The 18,525-nt window shown below is 62.9% G+C and carries 10 protein-coding genes; 1 reads left to right on the forward strand and 9 read right to left on the reverse strand.

Annotated features, from left to right (window positions below; all coding sequences use genetic code 11):
• Window positions 1-19 precede the first annotated feature (19 nt).
• Window positions 20-490: a 30S ribosomal protein S7 gene (gene rpsG, locus ACVIIW_RS30490; protein WP_092228463.1), complete on the reverse strand. Its 471-nt coding sequence runs from the start codon at window positions 488-490 to the stop codon at window positions 20-22.
• Window positions 491-505: 15 nt separating this feature from the next.
• Window positions 506-877, reverse strand: coding sequence for a 30S ribosomal protein S12 (gene rpsL, locus ACVIIW_RS30495; protein ID WP_007603006.1), 372 nt, complete (start codon window positions 875-877; stop codon window positions 506-508).
• 662 nt (window positions 878-1,539) lie between these two features.
• On the opposite strand from rpsL, the gene ACVIIW_RS30500 reads away from it, so the two are divergent.
• Window positions 1,540-2,790, forward strand: coding sequence for an FAD-dependent oxidoreductase (locus tag ACVIIW_RS30500; RefSeq protein ID WP_456704082.1), 1,251 nt, complete (start codon window positions 1,540-1,542; stop codon window positions 2,788-2,790).
• Here the strand turns inward: ACVIIW_RS30500 and ACVIIW_RS30505 are convergent.
• The 7 genes from ACVIIW_RS30505 to ACVIIW_RS30535 all read right to left on the reverse strand — a co-directional run bounded on the left by ACVIIW_RS30505 (window position 2,706) and on the right by ACVIIW_RS30535 (window position 18,515).
• Window positions 2,706-4,727, reverse strand: a complete 2,022-nt coding sequence (locus ACVIIW_RS30505; protein WP_456704083.1) for an ABC transporter ATP-binding protein — start codon at window positions 4,725-4,727, stop codon at window positions 2,706-2,708. The two genes, ACVIIW_RS30500 and ACVIIW_RS30505, sit on opposite strands and share 85 nt — an antisense overlap.
• Window positions 4,728-4,862: 135 nt before the next feature.
• Window positions 4,863-6,926, reverse strand: a complete 2,064-nt coding sequence (locus tag ACVIIW_RS30510) for an FAD-dependent oxidoreductase (protein WP_456704084.1) — start codon at window positions 6,924-6,926, stop codon at window positions 4,863-4,865.
• A gap of 191 nt (window positions 6,927-7,117) precedes the next feature.
• A complete protein-coding gene (gene rpoC, locus ACVIIW_RS30515; protein WP_456704085.1) occupies window positions 7,118-11,314 on the reverse strand; it encodes a DNA-directed RNA polymerase subunit beta' in 4,197 nt (1,398 codons plus the stop codon).
• A gap of 129 nt (window positions 11,315-11,443) precedes the next feature.
• Complete coding sequence (rpoB, locus tag ACVIIW_RS30520) at window positions 11,444-15,568, reverse strand: DNA-directed RNA polymerase subunit beta (RefSeq protein ID WP_456704086.1); 4,125 nt, start codon at window positions 15,566-15,568, stop codon at window positions 11,444-11,446.
• Between the two features lie 474 nt (window positions 15,569-16,042).
• Window positions 16,043-16,420, reverse strand: coding sequence for a 50S ribosomal protein L7/L12 (gene rplL, locus ACVIIW_RS30525; protein WP_008136432.1), 378 nt, complete (start codon window positions 16,418-16,420; stop codon window positions 16,043-16,045).
• Window positions 16,421-16,474: 54 nt separating this feature from the next.
• A complete protein-coding gene (gene rplJ / locus ACVIIW_RS30530) occupies window positions 16,475-16,993 on the reverse strand; it encodes a 50S ribosomal protein L10 (protein ID WP_456704087.1) in 519 nt (172 codons plus the stop codon).
• A gap of 568 nt (window positions 16,994-17,561) precedes the next feature.
• Window positions 17,562-18,515: a 2-hydroxyacid dehydrogenase gene (locus ACVIIW_RS30535; protein ID WP_456704088.1), complete on the reverse strand. Its 954-nt coding sequence runs from the start codon at window positions 18,513-18,515 to the stop codon at window positions 17,562-17,564.
• Window positions 18,516-18,525: the final 10 nt, after the last annotated feature.

The raw sequence follows: 18,525 nt of genomic DNA on the forward strand, positions 1-18,525 counted from the left end.
GAGTCCGTTTGTTTCGCCGTTACCAGCGATAGTGCGAGAAGGCGCGGTTGGCTTCCGCCATCCGGTGCACGTCTTCGCGCTTCTTGACGGCGTTCCCACGGTTGTTCGATGCATCCAGGAGCTCCGCCGAGAGACGCTCCGTCATCGTCTTTTCGTTACGCTCGCGCGCGGCCGAGATCAGCCAGCGGATACCCAACGCCTGGCGGCGGGTCGAGCGAACTTCGACCGGCACCTGGTAGGTCGCGCCACCGACGCGGCGGGAGCGCACTTCGATCGTCGGCATGACATTCTCGAGCGCCTGCTCGAACACGCCGAGCGGGTTCTGCTTGGTCTTGCCTTCGATGAGGCTGAATGCACCGTAGACGATGCCTTCGGCGACCGACTTCTTGCCGGCGTACATCACCGAGTTCATGAATTTCGTGACGATGATGTTCCCGAACTTCGGATCGGGAAGAACTTCGCGCTTTTCCGCTGAGTGGCGACGAGACATGGAGCTGGTTCCCGCTTACTTCGGACGCTTCGCGCCGTACTTCGAACGACGCTGCTTACGGTTCTTGACGCCCTGAGTATCCAGAACGCCGCGGAGGATGTGGTAGCGCACGCCGGGCAAATCCTTGACGCGGCCGCCGCGGATCATGACCACCGAGTGCTCCTGGAGGTTATGGCCCTCACCCGGGATGTAGCCGATCACCTCGAAACCGTTGGTCAGACGCACCTTGGCGACCTTACGAAGCGCCGAGTTCGGCTTCTTCGGGGTCGTGGTGTAGACGCGCGTGCAAACACCACGCTTCTGCGGCGACTGCTGCAGCGCCGGCACCTTCTTGCGCGACTTCTGCACTTCACGCGGTTGAGCGATCAGCTGGTTGATCGTCGGCATCCTGGCCTTACCCTTTGTTATCGCGGCCCCTTGCAGGCCCGCTGTCTTGCCGCGGCCCGTTGCCGGGACCGCAAATTCTCTCGAGCCACCCGCTCGATCGGGCCCGCCCGCGCGGAACAATCCACACAAAGCGAAATCGCGCCAACCGCTCATTGCTGAGTGGAAAGCGCTTCGACGCCACAGAGGACCGCAGTATTAAGGCCGATCAGCATAAGCCGCGGCCCGCGCACTGAGGTCATGCATCCGAATTCGACCACAGGAGAACGCGCCCCAGAGGCCTAAAATCGCACTGGCATTGCCTAGCTATTATCGACAGCGTTTGAGCGGCATTCGTCGAGGTTGGTGCCCGCTTAGCGACCCCTGGGGATCAACGGGTGGCCCGTTCCGACGTTGGCAATGCTCACCGCCTGTCGTTAAGTGAGGCGCTTTCTATAAGTGAGAATCGATCAAGTCAAGGCGAAACGACAGTCGCAAAGCGCTTCTGGCAGCTTCGGAAATTGCCCGGTCGTCCCCTGACGCGCCTCCCCGATATGGGAACGATATCCCGGCTCCGCCAACCTTCCATCGATTAACACCCGTATAAAATATAGTTTTATGTCGGCCGCTAAGGCTTTTTTTCCTCTTGATGCGTCAATCTGCCGCCTTCGGCAGAGACAGGCGCCATGCGGTACACCGACGTTGCCATCATTGGCGGAGGACTAGCAGGCTCGACCGCCGCCGCAATGCTCGGGCGTGCCGGCATTTCAGCGATTCTGATCGACCCGCATGAGACCTATCCGGCCGATTTTCGCGTCGAGAAGCTGAGCGGTCACGGTCAGGTCGAGCGATTCCACCAAACGGGCATCGCCGACTCGGTCCTGCGTCGCGCGACCTTCTCGGGCGAGAACTGGATCGCGCGATTCGGCCACATGCTCGACAGGGCGCCGAGCCGACAGTTCAACATCCTCTACGATTCGCTTGTTAACGCGATCCGCGACGAGATTCCCGACACGGTCGGACGTATCTGGACCAAGGCGGTGTCGGTCGCGACCAGTGCCGAGCGGCAAACGGTAGCCCTCGCCAATGATGAGACCATCTCGGCCCGCCTGGTGTTGCTCGCCAACGGCCTGAATGTCGGCCTGCGCCACCAGCTCGGCATCATCAGGAACGTCATCAGCCCCTGCCATTCGATCTCGATCGGCTTCGACGTGGTGCCGGCCGGGCGGAATGCGTTCGACTTCCCGGCGCTCACCTATTTCTCGGAGCGGCCGAGCGACCGCATCCCCTACATCTCGCTGTTTCCGATCGGCACGCGGATGCGCGCCAATCTGTTCGTGTATCGCGGCTTCGACGATCCCTGGCTGCGCGAGCTGCGCCGCGCTCCGGCCGAGACATTGAACGCCGCGCTGCCGCGGCTGAAGCGCATCACCGGCGCCTTCGACATTCCCGGCGAGTTGAAGGTTCGTCCGGTCGATCTCTACGTGAACGACGCCGGCCATCAGCCGGGCGTGGTGCTGGCGGGCGACGCTTTCGCCACCTCCTGCCCGGTCGCCGGCACCGGCTGCGACAAGGTGTTCACCGACATCGAGCGGCTCTGCAACGTCCACATCCCGCAATGGCTCGCCAGCGACGGGATGAATGCGGACAAGATTGCCACCTTCTATGCCGACCCGGTCAAGCGGGCCTGTGATGAATGGTCGGCCGCGAAAGCCTTCGACTTCCGCTCGGTCTCGATTGCGACGAGCCCCTACTGGACCGCTCAGCGCTGGGCACGCTTCATGGCGTGGTCGACCCAGGGATTACTGCGCAGGCTTGGAGGCGCGTTCCACCTGGAGCCGAACTTCCTCGGTCACTCCTCGTCCTCGTCCTCATCACCCTCGTCGAGGTCGTCCTCATCCGCGTCTTCGTCATCATCGCTCTCATCGTCGGCCTGAGCGGTCGCGCCGTGCGGCTGATGGATCTGGTCGTTCCACAGCTTGCGATAGATACCGTTCCTGGCAAGCAGCTCGGCATGCGAGCCGCGCTCGATTGCCCTGCCCCCTGAGATCACGATGATCTCGTCCATCTCGACCACCGAGGTCAGACGATGTGTCGACCAAATCATGGTGCGACCCTTGGCGACCTTGAGCAAGGTGCGGTTGATCGCGGCCTCCGTGGTCTGGTCCAGAGCCGAGGTCGCTTCGTCGAGCAGCAGCACGGAGGGATTGCGGATGATCGCGCGTGCGATCGCGATGCGCTGGCGCTGGCCGCCCGACAGCGTGTCGCCGCGTTCGCCGACCGGGGTGTCGTAGCGCTGCCGCAGGCCCATGATGTAGCGGTGAATCTCGGCCTTCTTGGCAGCCTCCTCCACCTCCTCGTCGGTGGCGCCTTCCTTGCCGAGCCGGATGTTCTCGCGGATCGACATGTTGAACAGCATGTTCTCCTGGAACACCACCGCCATGCTCCGGCGCAGCGAATCCAGCGTCACCTTGCGGACGTCGACACCGTCGATGGTGACGCGCCCCTCATCGGGCACGTAGAGGCGAAGGATCAGATTGAGCAGCGTGCTCTTGCCGGAGCCTGACGGACCAACGATGGCGATGCGCTTGCCGGCGTCGAGCTTGAGGCTGAGATTGTCCAGCACCGGCGTCTGGCCGCCTTCATACTGGAAGCTAACATGCTCGAAGGTGATGTCGTGGGTGATGCGCGGCAGATCGGGCGCGCCGGGACGATCCGCCCCGCGCGTCGGCTCGTCGAGCAGTTCCTGGATGTGACGGATCGCGGCGGCCGAGGAGATCGACACCGGGATGAAATGCATCACGTGGGCGATGTTGTAGGAGACCTCCCAGAACGCGCTCTCGAAGGTGACGAAGGTGCCGATGGTGATCTGGCCCTTGGTCGCGAGATAGGCGCCGATCGCGAGCACGACGAGGTGCAACAGCAGCACGGAGATGGTGACCGTCCGCTCCACCATCGTGGACAGGAACCCCGCTGCCGCAATCCTGTCGCGGGTCGCATCGTTGCGGAAGGTGAAGAAGCCGAACATCTTGCGTTGCAGGCTGAACGCCTTGATCACGGCCTGCGCCGCCACGTTCTCCTGCACCATTCCGAGCAGCGCGCTCTCGTTCAGCTTCTGCTCGTAGTTGGCCTGCACCGCCTTCGGCGTCAGGATGCGCGGGCCGATCAACGTGATCGGGAATACCAGCAGCGCGACCACCGCGAGCTGCCAGTTCAGGAATAGCATCAGGATGATGCCGGCGATCAACTCAAAGAACGGCAGCGCGGCGCTGTTGACGAAGGACTTGACCGAACCTTCGAAGGCCGAGAGATCGACCGAGAAGCGCGACAGGATCTCGCCACGCTTCGTGCGGCCGAAATAAGCCGCCGGCAGGTCCTGGACATGCTCGAACAGGCGCTTGCGGACGTCGGTGATGACGCAAGCCGCCAACCGCGCATCCCAGCGCTCGTACCAGACCGCGACGATCGAGGTTGAGATGCCGGCAGCCGCCAGCACGCCGAGGATCTTGTACAGCGCCTGGAAATCCTCTTCGCCGAGCGCGTCGTCGATCAGGTATTTCAGGCTGAGCGGCATGATGACGTTGAACAGTGTCTCAACCAGGACGCCGAACGCCACATAACCCAGGATGCGCTTGTAGTTGGACAGGAAGGGCTTGACGAATCCCAAGATCGTCGCGAGCGCGCCGGCAGCTTCGCGGGCGGTAAAGACGACGAGGTCCTCATCATCATCGTCATCGAGCTCAAGCTCGTCGTCATCCTCGTCTTCGTCGTCTTGCAGCTCGGGCGCGGCGCCGGGCGCAAGCTTGTCCTCGAGCTCGGCCGCCTCTTGCGCAGCGAGCTTCTGTTTGTCGGGAGAGAGGGGCCTGGACGCCATGAAACCAACCGATGCTGACGGCCGGCATGACCGCAGAGAGAGCAGGAAATAGCGGACCACCGCTACTCCGCCGATTCTATGCGATCAGGACGAGTTCGGCAAAGCAATTGGCGAATTCATCCGCGCCTGGTGATGTTAGTCCTCGTCTTCGTCCTCGATCTTGTCGAAGAAGGAGTAACGCAAGCTGTCGGCGTCGGCATACCATTGGCCCGGCCCTTTGTTGGCGGCGAGCGTCGCAGTCCATAGCGCGTCGGTGCAGTCCTTGCGGTGCATCGACAGATCGAAGCCGTTGCCGAAGAACAGCTCCGACCATTCCCACCAGGTGCCGAGCTTCTTGACCCCGCGCAGCAGGTCGTAGCGGTCGATCACGGCCGAAGCCATGTCCGAGGTGATCGAGCCGAACACGAGGCCGGTCTTGACCACACGGTTCAACTCGCGGATCGCGCGAACCACCTGCCTGGGCGCAACGTGGCATAGGCTGGTCTCGAAGACGTAGTCGAACGTGCCGTCCTTGAACGGCAGGTCGGTGATCGAACCGAGCTTGTTGAACTTCTTCAGCGCCTTCGGCGTCTTGGCATGGATGGCACGGTTGTTCTCGATGCCCCAGGCGTCGACGCCGCGCTCGCGCAATGCGCCGACCAGCTCGCCGCTGGCGGAGCCCGCGACCAGGAGCTTGGCGCCCTTGGCCTTGCCCCAGACGATGGTGATCAGCTTGGACAGATAATCCGGATCTGTGAACTGCCTCCACACCTCGCCGTAAGGTCCGAGGCCGCGATAATTCTCGAAATAGTCGCGGTCGATCTTGTCGGAAACCGGCTCGCCATCCTCCTGCGCACGCGCGCGGCGCAGCCGCATCATCTCGGTCAGAATGATGTCGGTCGCCGCATCCGAGGAGTCGAGGAGACCGTTCAGCGTGGAATCGAACAGATAGTCGCCTACCACCACGATACCGGGATGCTCCTTCGGCTCGGGTCGATGATTGGACATGACATCGCGAACGGGCAGGCCGCCAGGAATCGCATTCACCGACGACAGCCAACGGTGGATTTTGCCTTCCATGAAATGCGCACGCGCATCCCCAAGCGAGGCCGGCAGCGACTTCAGCGCGGCGTCGATCAGCTCCTGGTCCGACAGATTTGCGAACGCCAGCGCATCGGAGCCGGGAATCAGCCAGTTCAGGACGCCGTACCTGCCGACGTCGTGACGCGCGCCCTCATTGTAGACGCAGCAGCCGCCGAAAGCTTCCGACATGAACCAGGCGCCTGGAATCTTGTCGCCCCAGAACGGAGCGTCGAACAGGATCGAGACGCGCAGATAATGCGCGGGGCGATCGAAATACGAGACGTGCTTGACCATGGACTTGCGCAGCTGCTCGCCTTCCCACCCCATCGTCGAGAGCCAGGAGTGCGGCAGGCACATCAGTACGAGATCGAAGTCGCGCGTCTCCGGCCCCTTGCCGTTCATCATCTTCAGCTGATAGCGGCCGGTCGGCGCCTTGCCGACGGTGAGCACGCGGTGATTGAGCTGGATGTCGGCGCTGACCTCCGACTGCAGGCATTCGACCAGCTGCTCGTTGCCGTTCTGGATGGAATAGAGGCCGATATAGCCATCGACATCCATCAGGTAGTTCTTGAGCGCGTTGAGGCCGTTGGTGTTGTGGCTTTCGGTCGCGATGTCGGAGCGCGCCATCACCTTGAAGAAGCGCTTTGCGGTCTCGTCCTCGACCTCTTCGTCGAGCACCTGCTCGGCGGTCTTGTAGGCCCAGGGGTTCTCGTTGTCGTGCGCGCCGACGCCTTCGTAATATTCGATCGGCGACATCTGCTCGGCGCAACGCTTGCGGAACTGCTCGATCGCATCCGCGGTCTTGGCGCCGTATTTGCGGCGCATGCCGGCGACGTCGTCGAGCAACTCGCCGCCGAACTGCACCTGCTCGGCGTCCATCGGAATCGTCTGCAGGCCGAAATGCTGGATCAGCTCGCGCAGCGGATCAGGACCCGTCATCGAATAGTCGTAGATCTCCGCGACGCCGGCCTCGTACATCGCCGGCGCGGAATCGAATTTGCGCGTGACGATCTTGCCGCCGAGGCGATCGGAGGCCTCGAAGATGGTGATGCGACAGAGGTCGCCGAGCTTACGCTTCAAGTACCAGGCGCTCATCAGCCCGCCGGGGCCGCCGCCTACGATTGCGAGATCAAGCATGTGAGTTCCGTGGTCTCCGGCCCTGCCCCCGTCACGGGACCACCGGTCTAAGCTCCCTTAGCAGAAGCACTTTTGCGCCTGAAGGAAAGATGAACAAAGGTTGATCCCGCATCGCAACAGGCAAACAAAGCAGCAAAAAGGCCGGCTTTCGCCGGCCTTTTCGTTATCCTCGTATTCTTACGGATGAAGCACTATTCCGCGGGCGGCAGCGCAGGAAGCTCGGCTTCCGGAGCGGGCGACACGACGGCCGCCTGCTTCTCGCGCTCGTCGAGAATCAGCTTGTCGCGCTTCATGGCGACTTCGCGGATCTTGGCCATGGAGGCGCCGGTGCCCGCCGGGATCAGCCGGCCGACGATGACGTTCTCCTTGAGGCCTTCGAGCGGATCGACCTTGCCGTTGACCGCCGCTTCCGTGAGGACCCGGGTGGTCTCCTGGAACGAGGCCGCCGAGAAGAACGAGCGGGTCTGCAGGCTCGCCTTGGTGATGCCGAGAAGAACCGGCGTTCCCGTGGCGGGCTTCTTGCCCTCTTCCTTGGCCTTCATGTTCAGCGCGTCGAACTCGATCTTGTCGACCTGCTCGCCGGAGATCATGTCCGTGTCGCCCTGATCGGTGACTTCCACCTTCTGGAGCATCTGACGGACAATCACCTCGATGTGCTTGTCGTTGATGAGCACGCCCTGGAGCCGGTAGACCTCCTGGATTTCATTGACCAGATAGGCCGCGAGCTCCTCGATGCCCTTGACCGCAAGGATGTCGTGCGGCGCCGGGTTGCCTTCCACGATGAAGTCGCCCTTTTCGACGACGTCTCCGTCCTGAAGGTGGATGTGCTTGCCCTTCGGGATCAGGTACTCGCGCGCCTCGTCGGTCTTGTCCATCGGCTCGATCGAGATGCGACGCTTGTTCTTGTAGTCGCGCCCGAACCGGATGGTGCCCGCGATCTCGGCGATGATCGCCGCATCCTTCGGACGCCGTGCCTCGAACAGTTCCGCCACCCGCGGCAGACCGCCGGTGATGTCACGCGTCTTGGCGCTCTCGGTCGAGACACGGGCGAGGATGTCGCCCGGGTTGACCTTGGCTCCGACGTCGACCGAGAGAATGGCGTCGACCGACAGCATGTAGCGGGCATCGCCGCCACGGGCGAGCTTGAGCACCTTGCCGTCCTTGCCCTTCACCACGATGGCCGGACGCAGGTCCGAGCCGCCGCGGGTCGAGCGCCAATCGATGACGACGCGCTTGGCGATACCGGTCGCCTCGTCCAGCGTTTCCGAGATCGACTGGCCCTCGACCAGATCCTCGAACCCGATGGTGCCTTCCACTTCGGTGAGGAGCGGACGGGTGTACGGGTCCCACTCGACGATGCGCTGGCCACGCTTGACCATGTCGCCTTCATCGACATGCAGGCGCGAGCCGTACTGAATACGGTGCGTCGCACGCTCGGTGCCGTCGGCATCGACCACCGCCACCACCATGTTGCGCACCATCGCGACCAAATGACCTTCGCTGTTGCGGGCGATGGCCTTGTTCCGGATCACGATCTTGCCGTCGAAATTGGCTTCGACGAAAGACTGCTCGTTGAGCTGCGCCGCGCCGCCGATGTGGAAGGTACGCATGGTGAGCTGCGTGCCCGGCTCGCCGATCGACTGCGCCGCGATGACGCCGACCGCTTCGCCGTGGTTGACCGGCGTGCCGCGGGCGAGGTCGCGGCCGTAGCACTTGCCGCAGATGCCGTTGACGAGTTCGCAGGTCAGCGCCGAGCGGATCTTCACCTCCTGCACACCACCCTGCTGAATGGCGTCCAGATGGCTCTCTTCCATCAGCGTGTCGCGCTTGATGATCACCTTGCCCGAGCTGTCGCGCACGTCTTCGCAGGCCGTGCGTCCGAGGATGCGCGAACCGAGCGAAGCGACCACGGTGCCGGCATCGACGATGGCGCGCATCTTGATGCCGAGCTTGGTGCCGCAGTCGGACTGCGTGATGATGCAATCCTGCGCGACGTCGACCAGACGACGGGTCAGGTAGCCGGAGTTCGCGGTCTTCAACGCGGTGTCCGCGAGGCCCTTACGGGCGCCGTGGGTCGAGTTGAAGTACTCGAGAACCGAGAGGCCCTCCTTGAAGTTCGAGATGATCGGCGTCTCGATGATCTCACCCGACGGCTTGGCCATCAGGCCGCGCATGCCGGCGAGCTGGCGCATCTGGGCCGGCGAACCGCGGGCGCCGGAATGAGCCATCATGTAGATCGAATTGATGTCGGCATCGGCGCCGGCCGCCGTCTTCTTGGTGGAGGAGATCTCCTTCATCATCGCCTTGGCGATTTCTTCCGTGGCCTTCGACCAGGCGTCGACGACCTTGTTGTACTTCTCGCCATGCGTGATCAGGCCGTCGTTGTACTGCTGCTCGAAATCCTTCGCCAGCGTACGCGTGGTGTCGACGATCTTCCACTTGGAGTTCGGCACGACCATGTCGTCCTTGCCGAACGAGATGCCGGCCTTGAACGCGTTGTAGAAGCCGAGCGCCATGATGCGGTCGCAGAAGATCACGGTCTCCTTCTGGCCGCAGTGGCGGTAGACCTGATCGATGACGCCCGAGATCTCGCGCTTGGTCATCAGCTTGTTGATGATCTCGTACGAGATGCGCGGGTTGCGCGGCAGCAAATTGCCGAGCATGACGCGGCCGGCGGTGGTCTCGATCCAGCGCTTGGAGACCTTGCCGGTCTCGTCCATGCCTTCCCAGCGATACTTGATCTTGGTGTGGAGGTGGATGACCTTCGCATGCAGGGCGTGCTCGAGCTCGGCCATCTCGCCGAACAGCTTGCCCTCGCCGGGCAGGCCTTCGCGCATGATCGAGACGTAGTAGAGACCCAGGACGATGTCCTGCGACGGCACGATGATCGGCTGACCATTCGCGGGATGCAGGATGTTGTTGGTCGACATCATCAGCACGCGCGCTTCCAGCTGCGCTTCGAGCGACAGCGGGACGTGCACGGCCATCTGGTCACCATCGAAGTCGGCGTTGAACGCCGAGCAGACCAGCGGGTGAAGCTGGATCGCCTTGCCCTCGATCAGCACCGGCTCGAACGCCTGGATGCCCAGACGATGCAGCGTCGGCGCGCGGTTGAGCAGCACGGGATGCTCGCGGATCACCTCGTCAAGGATGTCCCAGACCTCGGGCCGCTCCTTCTCGACCAGCTTCTTGGCCTGCTTGACGGTGGTGGACAGGCCCTTGGCGTCAAGCCGCGAATAGATGAACGGCTTGAACAGCTCGAGCGCCATCTTCTTCGGCAGACCGCACTGATGCAGGCGCAGCTCGGGACCGACCACGATCACCGAACGGCCCGAATAGTCGACGCGCTTGCCGAGCAGGTTCTGGCGGAAACGGCCCTGCTTGCCCTTCAACATGTCGGCGAGCGACTTCAGCGGGCGCTTGTTGGCACCCGTGATGACGCGGCCGCGACGGCCGTTGTCGAACAGCGCATCGACCGCTTCCTGAAGCATGCGCTTCTCGTTGCGGATGATGATGTCAGGCGCACGCAGCTCCATCAGCCGCTTCAAGCGGTTGTTGCGGTTGATGACGCGGCGATAGAGGTCGTTGAGGTCCGAGGTCGCGAAGCGGCCGCCGTCCAGCGGCACCAGCGGACGCAGGTCCGGCGGGATCACGGGAACGACGGTCAGGATCATCCATTCCGGCTTGTTGCCGGAGTGGCGGAACGCTTCCACGATCTTCAGGCGCTTGGCGAGCTTCTTGTGCTTGATGTCGGAGTCGGTCTCCTGCATTTCCGCACGCAAGGTCAGCTCGAGCTTCTCGAGGTCCATGCCCTTGAGCAGCTCGCGGATCGCCTCGGCGCCGATCATCGCGGTGAAGGAATCCTGGCCGTACTCGTCCTGCGCCTTCAGATATTCGTCTTCCGACAGCAGCTGACGGTCCTTCAGCGCGGTCAGGCCCGGCTCGAGAACGACGTAATATTCGAAGTAGAGGATCCGTTCGAGATCCTTCAGCGTCATGTCCAGCAGCAAGCCGATGCGCGAAGGCAGCGACTTCAAGAACCAGATGTGGGCGACCGGGGCCGCGAGCTCGATATGGCCCATGCGCTCGCGCCGGACGCGCGACAGCGTGACCTCGACCGAGCACTTCTCGCAGATGATGCCCTTGTACTTCATGCGCTTGTACTTGCCGCACAAGCACTCGTAGTCCTTGATCGGCCCGAAGATGCGGGCGCAGAACAGGCCGTCGCGCTCGGGCTTGAAGGTACGGTAGTTGATGGTCTCCGGCTTCTTGATCTCGCCGTAGGACCAGGACAGAATCTTCTCTGGAGACGCGATCGAGATCCGGATCTGGTCGAAGACCTGCGCCGGCGTCGTCGGGTTAAAGAGATTCATAATTTCTTGGTTCATCGTCTTCTCCTCGCGTACCGGTCGCCTCCGGCCGCAAATTCGAAAATCACTCGAGCGGGGCGCCCTGCCCTCAAGGCATCGGGAGGGGCGCCAATGCCCGGCCGTGCAGGCCGGGCATGAAACGTCGTATTACTCGGCTGCTTCCGACGTCGGCGCCGGTCCCATCTTGGAATTGTGCAGGTCGACGTTGAGGCCGAGCGAGCGCATTTCCTTGACCAGCACGTTGAACGATTCCGGAATGCCGGCCTCGAAGGTGTCGTCGCCACGCACGATCGCCTCGTACACCTTGGTACGGCCGGCCACGTCGTCCGACTTCACGGTCAGCATTTCCTGCAGCGTGTAGGCCGCGCCGTAAGCTTCGAGCGCCCACACCTCCATTTCGCCGAAGCGCTGGCCGCCGAACTGCGCCTTGCCACCCAGCGGTTGCTGGGTCACGAGCGAGTACGGACCGATCGAACGCGCGTGGATCTTGTCGTCCACGAGATGGTGCAGCTTGAGCATGTAGATGTAGCCGACCGTCACCTTGCGATCGAAGGCGTCGCCGGTGCGGCCGTCATAGACGGTCGACTGACCCGAAGCATCCAGACCGGCAAGCTTCAGCATCTCCTCGATGTCGCTTTCCTTGGCACCGTCGAACACCGGCGTCGCGATCGGTACGCCGCGGCTCAGATTGTGACCGAGTTCAAGCAGCTCGTTGTCGTTGAGCGTCTTGATCGTCTCGTCCTCGCCATAGACCTTCTTCAAGGTTTCCTTCAGCGGCTTGATGTCCTGCTTCGACAGATAGGCATCGACGGTCTGGCCGATGCGCTTGCCCAGACCGGCGCAAGCCCAGCCGAGATGCGTCTCGAGGATCTGTCCGACGTTCATGCGCGAGGGCACGCCGAGCGGGTTGAGCACGATGTCGGCATGCGTACCGTCTTCGAGGAACGGCATGTCCTCGATCGGCACGATCTTCGACACCACGCCCTTGTTGCCATGGCGGCCGGCCATCTTGTCGCCGGGCTGGATCTTGCGCTTCACCGCAACGAAGACCTTGACCATCTTCATCACGCCGGGCGGCAATTCGTCGCCGCGCTGAAGCTTCTCGACCTTGTCGAGGAAGCGCTGTTCAAGCCCCTTCTTCGACTCGTCGTACTGCTTCCGCATGGCCTCGATCTCGGCCATCAGCTTGTCGTTCGGAGACGCGAACAGCCACCACTGCGACTTCGGGTATTCCTCGAGCACCGCACGGGTGATCTTGGTGTCCTTCTTGAAGCCCTTCGGACCGGCAATGCCCTGCCGCCCCTCGAGCAGCTCGGCCAGACGGTTGTAGACGTTGCGGTCCAGGATCGCCTGCTCGTCGTCGCGGTCCTTGGCCAGACGCTCGATCTCTTCCCGCTCGATCGCCAGCGCACGCTCGTCCTTGTCGACGCCGTGGCGGTTGAACACGCGGACTTCCACGATCGTGCCCTGCACGCCCGGGGGAACGCGCAGCGAGGTGTCGCGCACGTCGGAGGCCTTTTCGCCGAAGATGGCGCGCAGGAGCTTTTCTTCCGGCGTCATCGGGCTCTCGCCCTTCGGCGTGATCTTGCCGACCAGGATGTCGCCGGCGCGCACTTCAGCGCCGATGTAGACGATACCGGCTTCGTCGAGGTTCTTCAGCGCTTCTTCCGAAACGTTCGGAATGTCGCGGGTGATTTCCTCGGGTCCGAGCTTGGTGTCGCGGGCCATCACCTCGAATTCTTCGATATGGATCGAGGTGAAGACGTCTTCCTTCACGATCCGCTCGGAGAGCAGGATCGAGTCTTCGAAGTTGTAGCCGTTCCACGGCATGAACGCGACCAGCACGTTGCGGCCGAGCGCGAGCTCGCCGAGATCGGTCGACGGACCGTCAGCGATGATGTCGCCCTTCTTGACGATGTCGCCGACCTTCACCAGCGGACGCTGGTTGATGCAGGTCGACTGGTTGGAGCGCTGGTACTTCATCAGACGGTAGATATCGACGCCCGACTTGGTCGGATCGAGATCTTCCGTCGCACGGATGACGACGCGGGTCGCGTCGATCTGGTCGATCACGCCCGAGCGGCGCGCCGCGATCGCGGCGCCCGAGTCACGCGCAACCACGCCTTCCATGCCGGTGCCGACGAACGGCGCCTCGGCGCGAACCAGCGGCACCGCCTGGCGTTGCATGTTCGAGCCCATCAGCGCGCGATTGGCGTCGTCGTTCTCGAGGAACGGGATCAAGGCCGCGGCCACCGAAACGAGCTGCTTCGGCGACACGTCCATGTAGTCGACCTTGTCGGGCGTCAGCGGCACGACGTCGCGGGTGCCGCTCGCGCGGCAGACCACCAGGTCTTCGGTGAAGCGGCCCTTGGCGTCGACAGGCACGTTGGCCTGAGCGACCGAATAGCGGCCCTCCTCCATCGCCGACAGGTACACGACCTCGTCGGTGACGCGGCCGTCCTTGACCTTGCGATACGGCGTCTCGACGAAACCGTACTTGTTGACGCGCGCAAAGGTGGCGAGCGAGTTGATCAGGCCGATGTTCGGACCTTCCGGCGTCTCGATCGGGCAGATACGGCCGTAATGCGTCGGATGCACGTCGCGCACCTCGAAGCCGGCGCGCTCGCGGGTCAGGCCGCCCGGTCCGAGCGCCGAGAGACGGCGCTTGTGGGTGATCTCGCTGAGCGGGTTGGTCTGGTCCATGAACTGCGAGAGCTGCGAGGAGCCGAAGAACTCGCGGACGGCGGCGGCCGCCGGCTTCGCGTTGATCAGGTCCTGCGGCATGACCGTGTCGATGTCGACCGAGGACATGCGCTCCTTGATCGCGCGCTCCATGCGCAGGAGGCCGATACGGTACTGGTTCTCCATGAGCTCGCCGACCGAGCGCACACGGCGGTTGCCGAGATGGTCGATGTCGTCGATCTCGCCCTTGCCGTCGCGCAGGTCCACCAGCGTCTTGATGACGCAAAGGATGTCTTCCTTGCGCAGCGTGCGCTGGGTGTCGGGCGCATCGAGGTCGAGGCGCATGTTCATCTTGACGCGGCCGACCGCGGAGAGGTCGTAACGCTCGGCGTCGAAGAACAGCGACTGGAACATCGCCTGCGCCGAATCCAGCGTCGGCGGCTCGCCCGGACGCATCACGCGGTAGATGTCGAACAGCGCGTCCTCACGCGTCATGTTCTTGTCGGCCGCGAGCGTGTTGCGGATGTAGGCGCCGACATTGACGTGGTCGATGTCGAGCAGCGGCAGTTCCTTGTAGCCGTGCTCGTTGAGAGCCTTCATCGACTTGTCGGTGATTTCCTCACCGGCTTCGGCATGGATCTCACCGGTCTTCGGGTTGACGAGGTCCTCGGCGAGGTAGTTGCCGACGAGTTCCTCATCCGACAGACGCAGCGCCTTGAGCCCCTTCTCCTGGAGCTGGCGGGCGGCGCGGACGGTGAGCTTCTTGCCGGCCTCGAGCACGACCTTGCCGGTATCGGCGTCGATCAGGTCGTTGATGGTCGAGTAGCCGCGGAAACGGTTGGCGTCGAACGGAACGCGCCAGCCTTCCTTGGTCCGCTTGTAGAGGATCTTCTTGTAGAACGTGGACAGGATCGCCTCGCCGTCGAGGCCGAGGGCGAACATCAGCGACGTCACCGGAATTTTGCGGCGACGGTCGATACGCGCATAGACGATATCCTTGGCGTCGAACTCGATATCGAGCCAGGAGCCGCGATACGGGATCACGCGGGCAGCGAACAGCAGCTTGCCCGACGAATGGGTCTTGCCCTTGTCGTGATCGAAGAACACGCCAGGCGAACGGTGCATCTGCGAGACGATGACGCGCTCGGTACCGTTCACGATGAAGGTGCCGTTCATCGTCATGAGCGGAATATCGCCCATGTAGACGTCCTGCTCCTTGATGTCCTTGACCGACTTCGCACCGGTTTCTTCGTCGATATCGAACACGATGAGGCGCAGCGTCACCTTGAGGGGTGCCGCGAAGGTCATGCCGCGCTGGCGGCACTCGTCGACGTCATACTTCGGCTGCTCGAACTCGTAGCGGACGAATTCCAGCATCGAGGTGCCCGAGAAGTCGGAGATCGGGAACACGGAACGGAACACGGCCTGCAGGCCCTCGTCGAGGCGCCCGCCGGCGGGTTCGTCGACCATCAGGAACTGGTCATAGGACGCCTTCTGAACCTCGATGAGGTTCGGCATCTCGGCGACTTCCTTGATGTGTCCGAAGAACTTGCGAACGCGTTTGCGACCGGTGAATGTCTGCTGCGCCATCGTGGCCTCTCATTTTCGTCGCCCGCTCCGGGCGAACCGTCCGGAACGCGGCTGCCACCGCTCCCCGGGTTGAATTTTTCGAACCCGCTTTGGGGCCGGAGACTCAGGTTTCAGGCGGGAATGTCCTGAATCTGTTCTTCAGACCTTCAAAACGCAAAACGACGCGCGGGGCGCTAGCGCGCGCCCGCCCGTCACAACGATCGTCTTCACGGACTGAAAAAGCCCGAAATAGCCTGCTCTCCCAACGGCCTACAGGGAAATCCGGTATCCCTGCCCACCGCGCTTTCGTGCTGTCGAACCGATATGGGGCGACAATAATGAAGATTCGAGAGGTTAACCCTCAAATCCCCACACATTTTCGTGTTCAGCCTGCGTCGGGACCATCCGTCGCACGCCTTTTGCATCTGGCGCAGCCCTTAGGGGGCAGGACCAAGATCCCGGACCGCAGCCCGGGATCTCGCCAGAAAGCGTTGCTTACTTGAGCTCGACCTTGGCGCCAGCCTTCTCGAGCTGGACCTTGATCTTCTCGGCCTCGTCCTTGTTCACGCCTTCCTTGACAGGCTTCGGCGCGCCCTCGACGAGGTCCTTTGCTTCCTTCAGGCCCAGGCCGGTGATGGCGCGGACTTCCTTGATGACCTCGATCTTCTTGTCGCCGGCAGAGGCGAGAACGACCGTGAACTCGGTCTTCTCTTCCGCCGGAGCGGCAGCAGCGCCGCCGCCAGCCGGGCCGGCCACGGCGACAGCCGCGGCAGCCGAAACGCCCCACTTCTCTTCGAGGAGCTTCGCGAGTTCGGCAGCTTCGAGCACGGTGAGGCTCGAGAGGTCGTCAACGATCTTCTGCAAGTCAGCCATTGTTCAGTTTCCTTGAGTGTAAGTCTGGTTCGGGTTTGAGTTTTGCGAAGGGCGTCAGGCCGCTTCGCCCTTAGAGGCATGAGCCTGGATGACGCGCGCGAGCTTGCCCGCGGGCGCGTTGGCGAGCTGAGCGAGCTTGGTCGCCGGGGCCACAAGCAGGCCGACGATCTTGCCGCGCAATTCATCAAGCGACGGCAGCGAGGCAAGCGCCTTCACGCTGTCGACATTCAGGACGGTCTTTCCCATCGAGCCGCCAATGATGACGAACTTTTCGTTCGCCTTGGCGAATTCGACGGCGACCTTCGGCGCCGCTACCGGATCGTTCGAAGTGGCGATCACGGTCGGCCCCTTCAGCATGGGGCCGATGGCAACGACGTCAGTGCCTTCAAGAGCAATTTTGGCGAGACGGTTCTTCGAGACCTTCACCGAGGCACCAGCCTGCTTCATCTGCATGCGCAGCTTCTGCATCTGGGCAACGGTCAGGCCGGAATATTGGGCAACGATCGCGACGCTCGTGGTCTTGAAGACCCCGTTGAGCTGTTCGACCGCTTCCTTTTTTGCCGCTCGTTCCACAGCAAGCTCTTTCCGGTTGGCGGTCATCGCGAAAAGCGGGACCGCCGGGTTGCACCCATCGCCCCACCCAGAACCTGAACCTCAGGGCCAAAACCCATCGGACACGCGCCGGGCGAGACGACAATTCAAAGCCTGCCCTCCGGGAGCCCATGGGCCCACGGCGTGTCGAGGTCCGAACCAAACTTCTTCCGCGACCACCCCGAGGTGGGACGCGAAGTGAAATCCGGTCTTCACCCGTCTATGCAGGCCATGCGATTAAGCCGTTGAGAAATCGAAATATCCCGCGGGCGCCTGCAGTCTTGGACAGGACAAGGCCAGCCGGCGAACCGCCTGACCTCTGCCCGCATCCCACCGGCCGATGGATTTTCCTTCCTTTCCGGGCAAATCCTTGCGGACGTCCTGAAAAGGAATGATCTCCTGCGTGTCGGGTTTTCGGAATGCGTGCACGAACGCGCCAGCCAGGGCCGGCACGTCCGGAAGCGGTTCTTTAACCGCTCTTTGCCGGATTGCCAAGAGCAAAATTCACACCAGTTCCAATCCGTTGCCATAGGGCCTGAAACGGGCCGATTCAGGCCGGTTTGACCCCAAAAGGCAGCGGCTTGCCCTCGAAGAACGCGCTCAAGTTCGCCAGCACGCAGTCCTGCATGGCGACGTGCGATTCGAGGGTATGGCCGCCGATATGAGGGGCGAGCACCACATTGGGCAGCACCGTCAACGCGTCGGGCGCGTGCGGTTCCTTATCGAAGACGTCGAGGCCGGCGCCCGCGATGGTCTTGTCGGTGAGTGCAGCAACCAGCGCCTTCTCGTCGACGACCGAGCCGCGGGAGATGTTGACGACATAGCCGTCCGCGCCGAGGCGCTTGAGAATGTCGGCATTAACGACGTGCTGGGTCTCGGTCCCGGCGCGGACCGCGACCATCAGCACGCTGCACCAATCGGCCAGCGCCTCCAAGGCGGGAAAATATTGATAGGGCAAGTTGTACTTGCTGCGGCTGCAATAGCCGATTTCGGCCTCGAAGGCGGCACAGCGCGCCGCGATCTTGCGGCCGATCTCGCCCATGCCGTAGATACCGATGCGACGGCCGGCCATGCCGGCCTGCGGGCGCATCATCGGAGACTGTTTCGACGCCGCCCAATCGCCGCTGCGAACATATTGGTCCGCGACCAATATCCGCCGCGTCGCCGCCAGCATCAGGATCATCGCGAGGTCGGCCACTGAGGCCGCATTGGCGCCGGGGCTGTGGCCGACGGCGATGTTGCGGGCAGCTGCCGCCTTCAGGTCGACGCCGTCATAGCCGGTGCCATAGCAGACGATCGCGCCAAGTTTTGGAAACAGGTCCATCGCCTCGGCGCCGAGCGGCGTGCCGCCCGCGGTCAGCAGCGCGCGGATGCCTGCCAGCTCGTCCGCCGAAAACACCTCCCGTGCGGGCTTGCCGGCGGTGTCGAGCAACTCGAAGCGCTCGGCGAACCGCGCCATCATCGTCTTGGGAAAGCGCGAGTAGATCAGGACCTTGTCGGCCATTGCTCTGGTT

The sequence above is a fragment of the Bradyrhizobium sp. USDA 4449 genome (assembly GCF_054056275.1).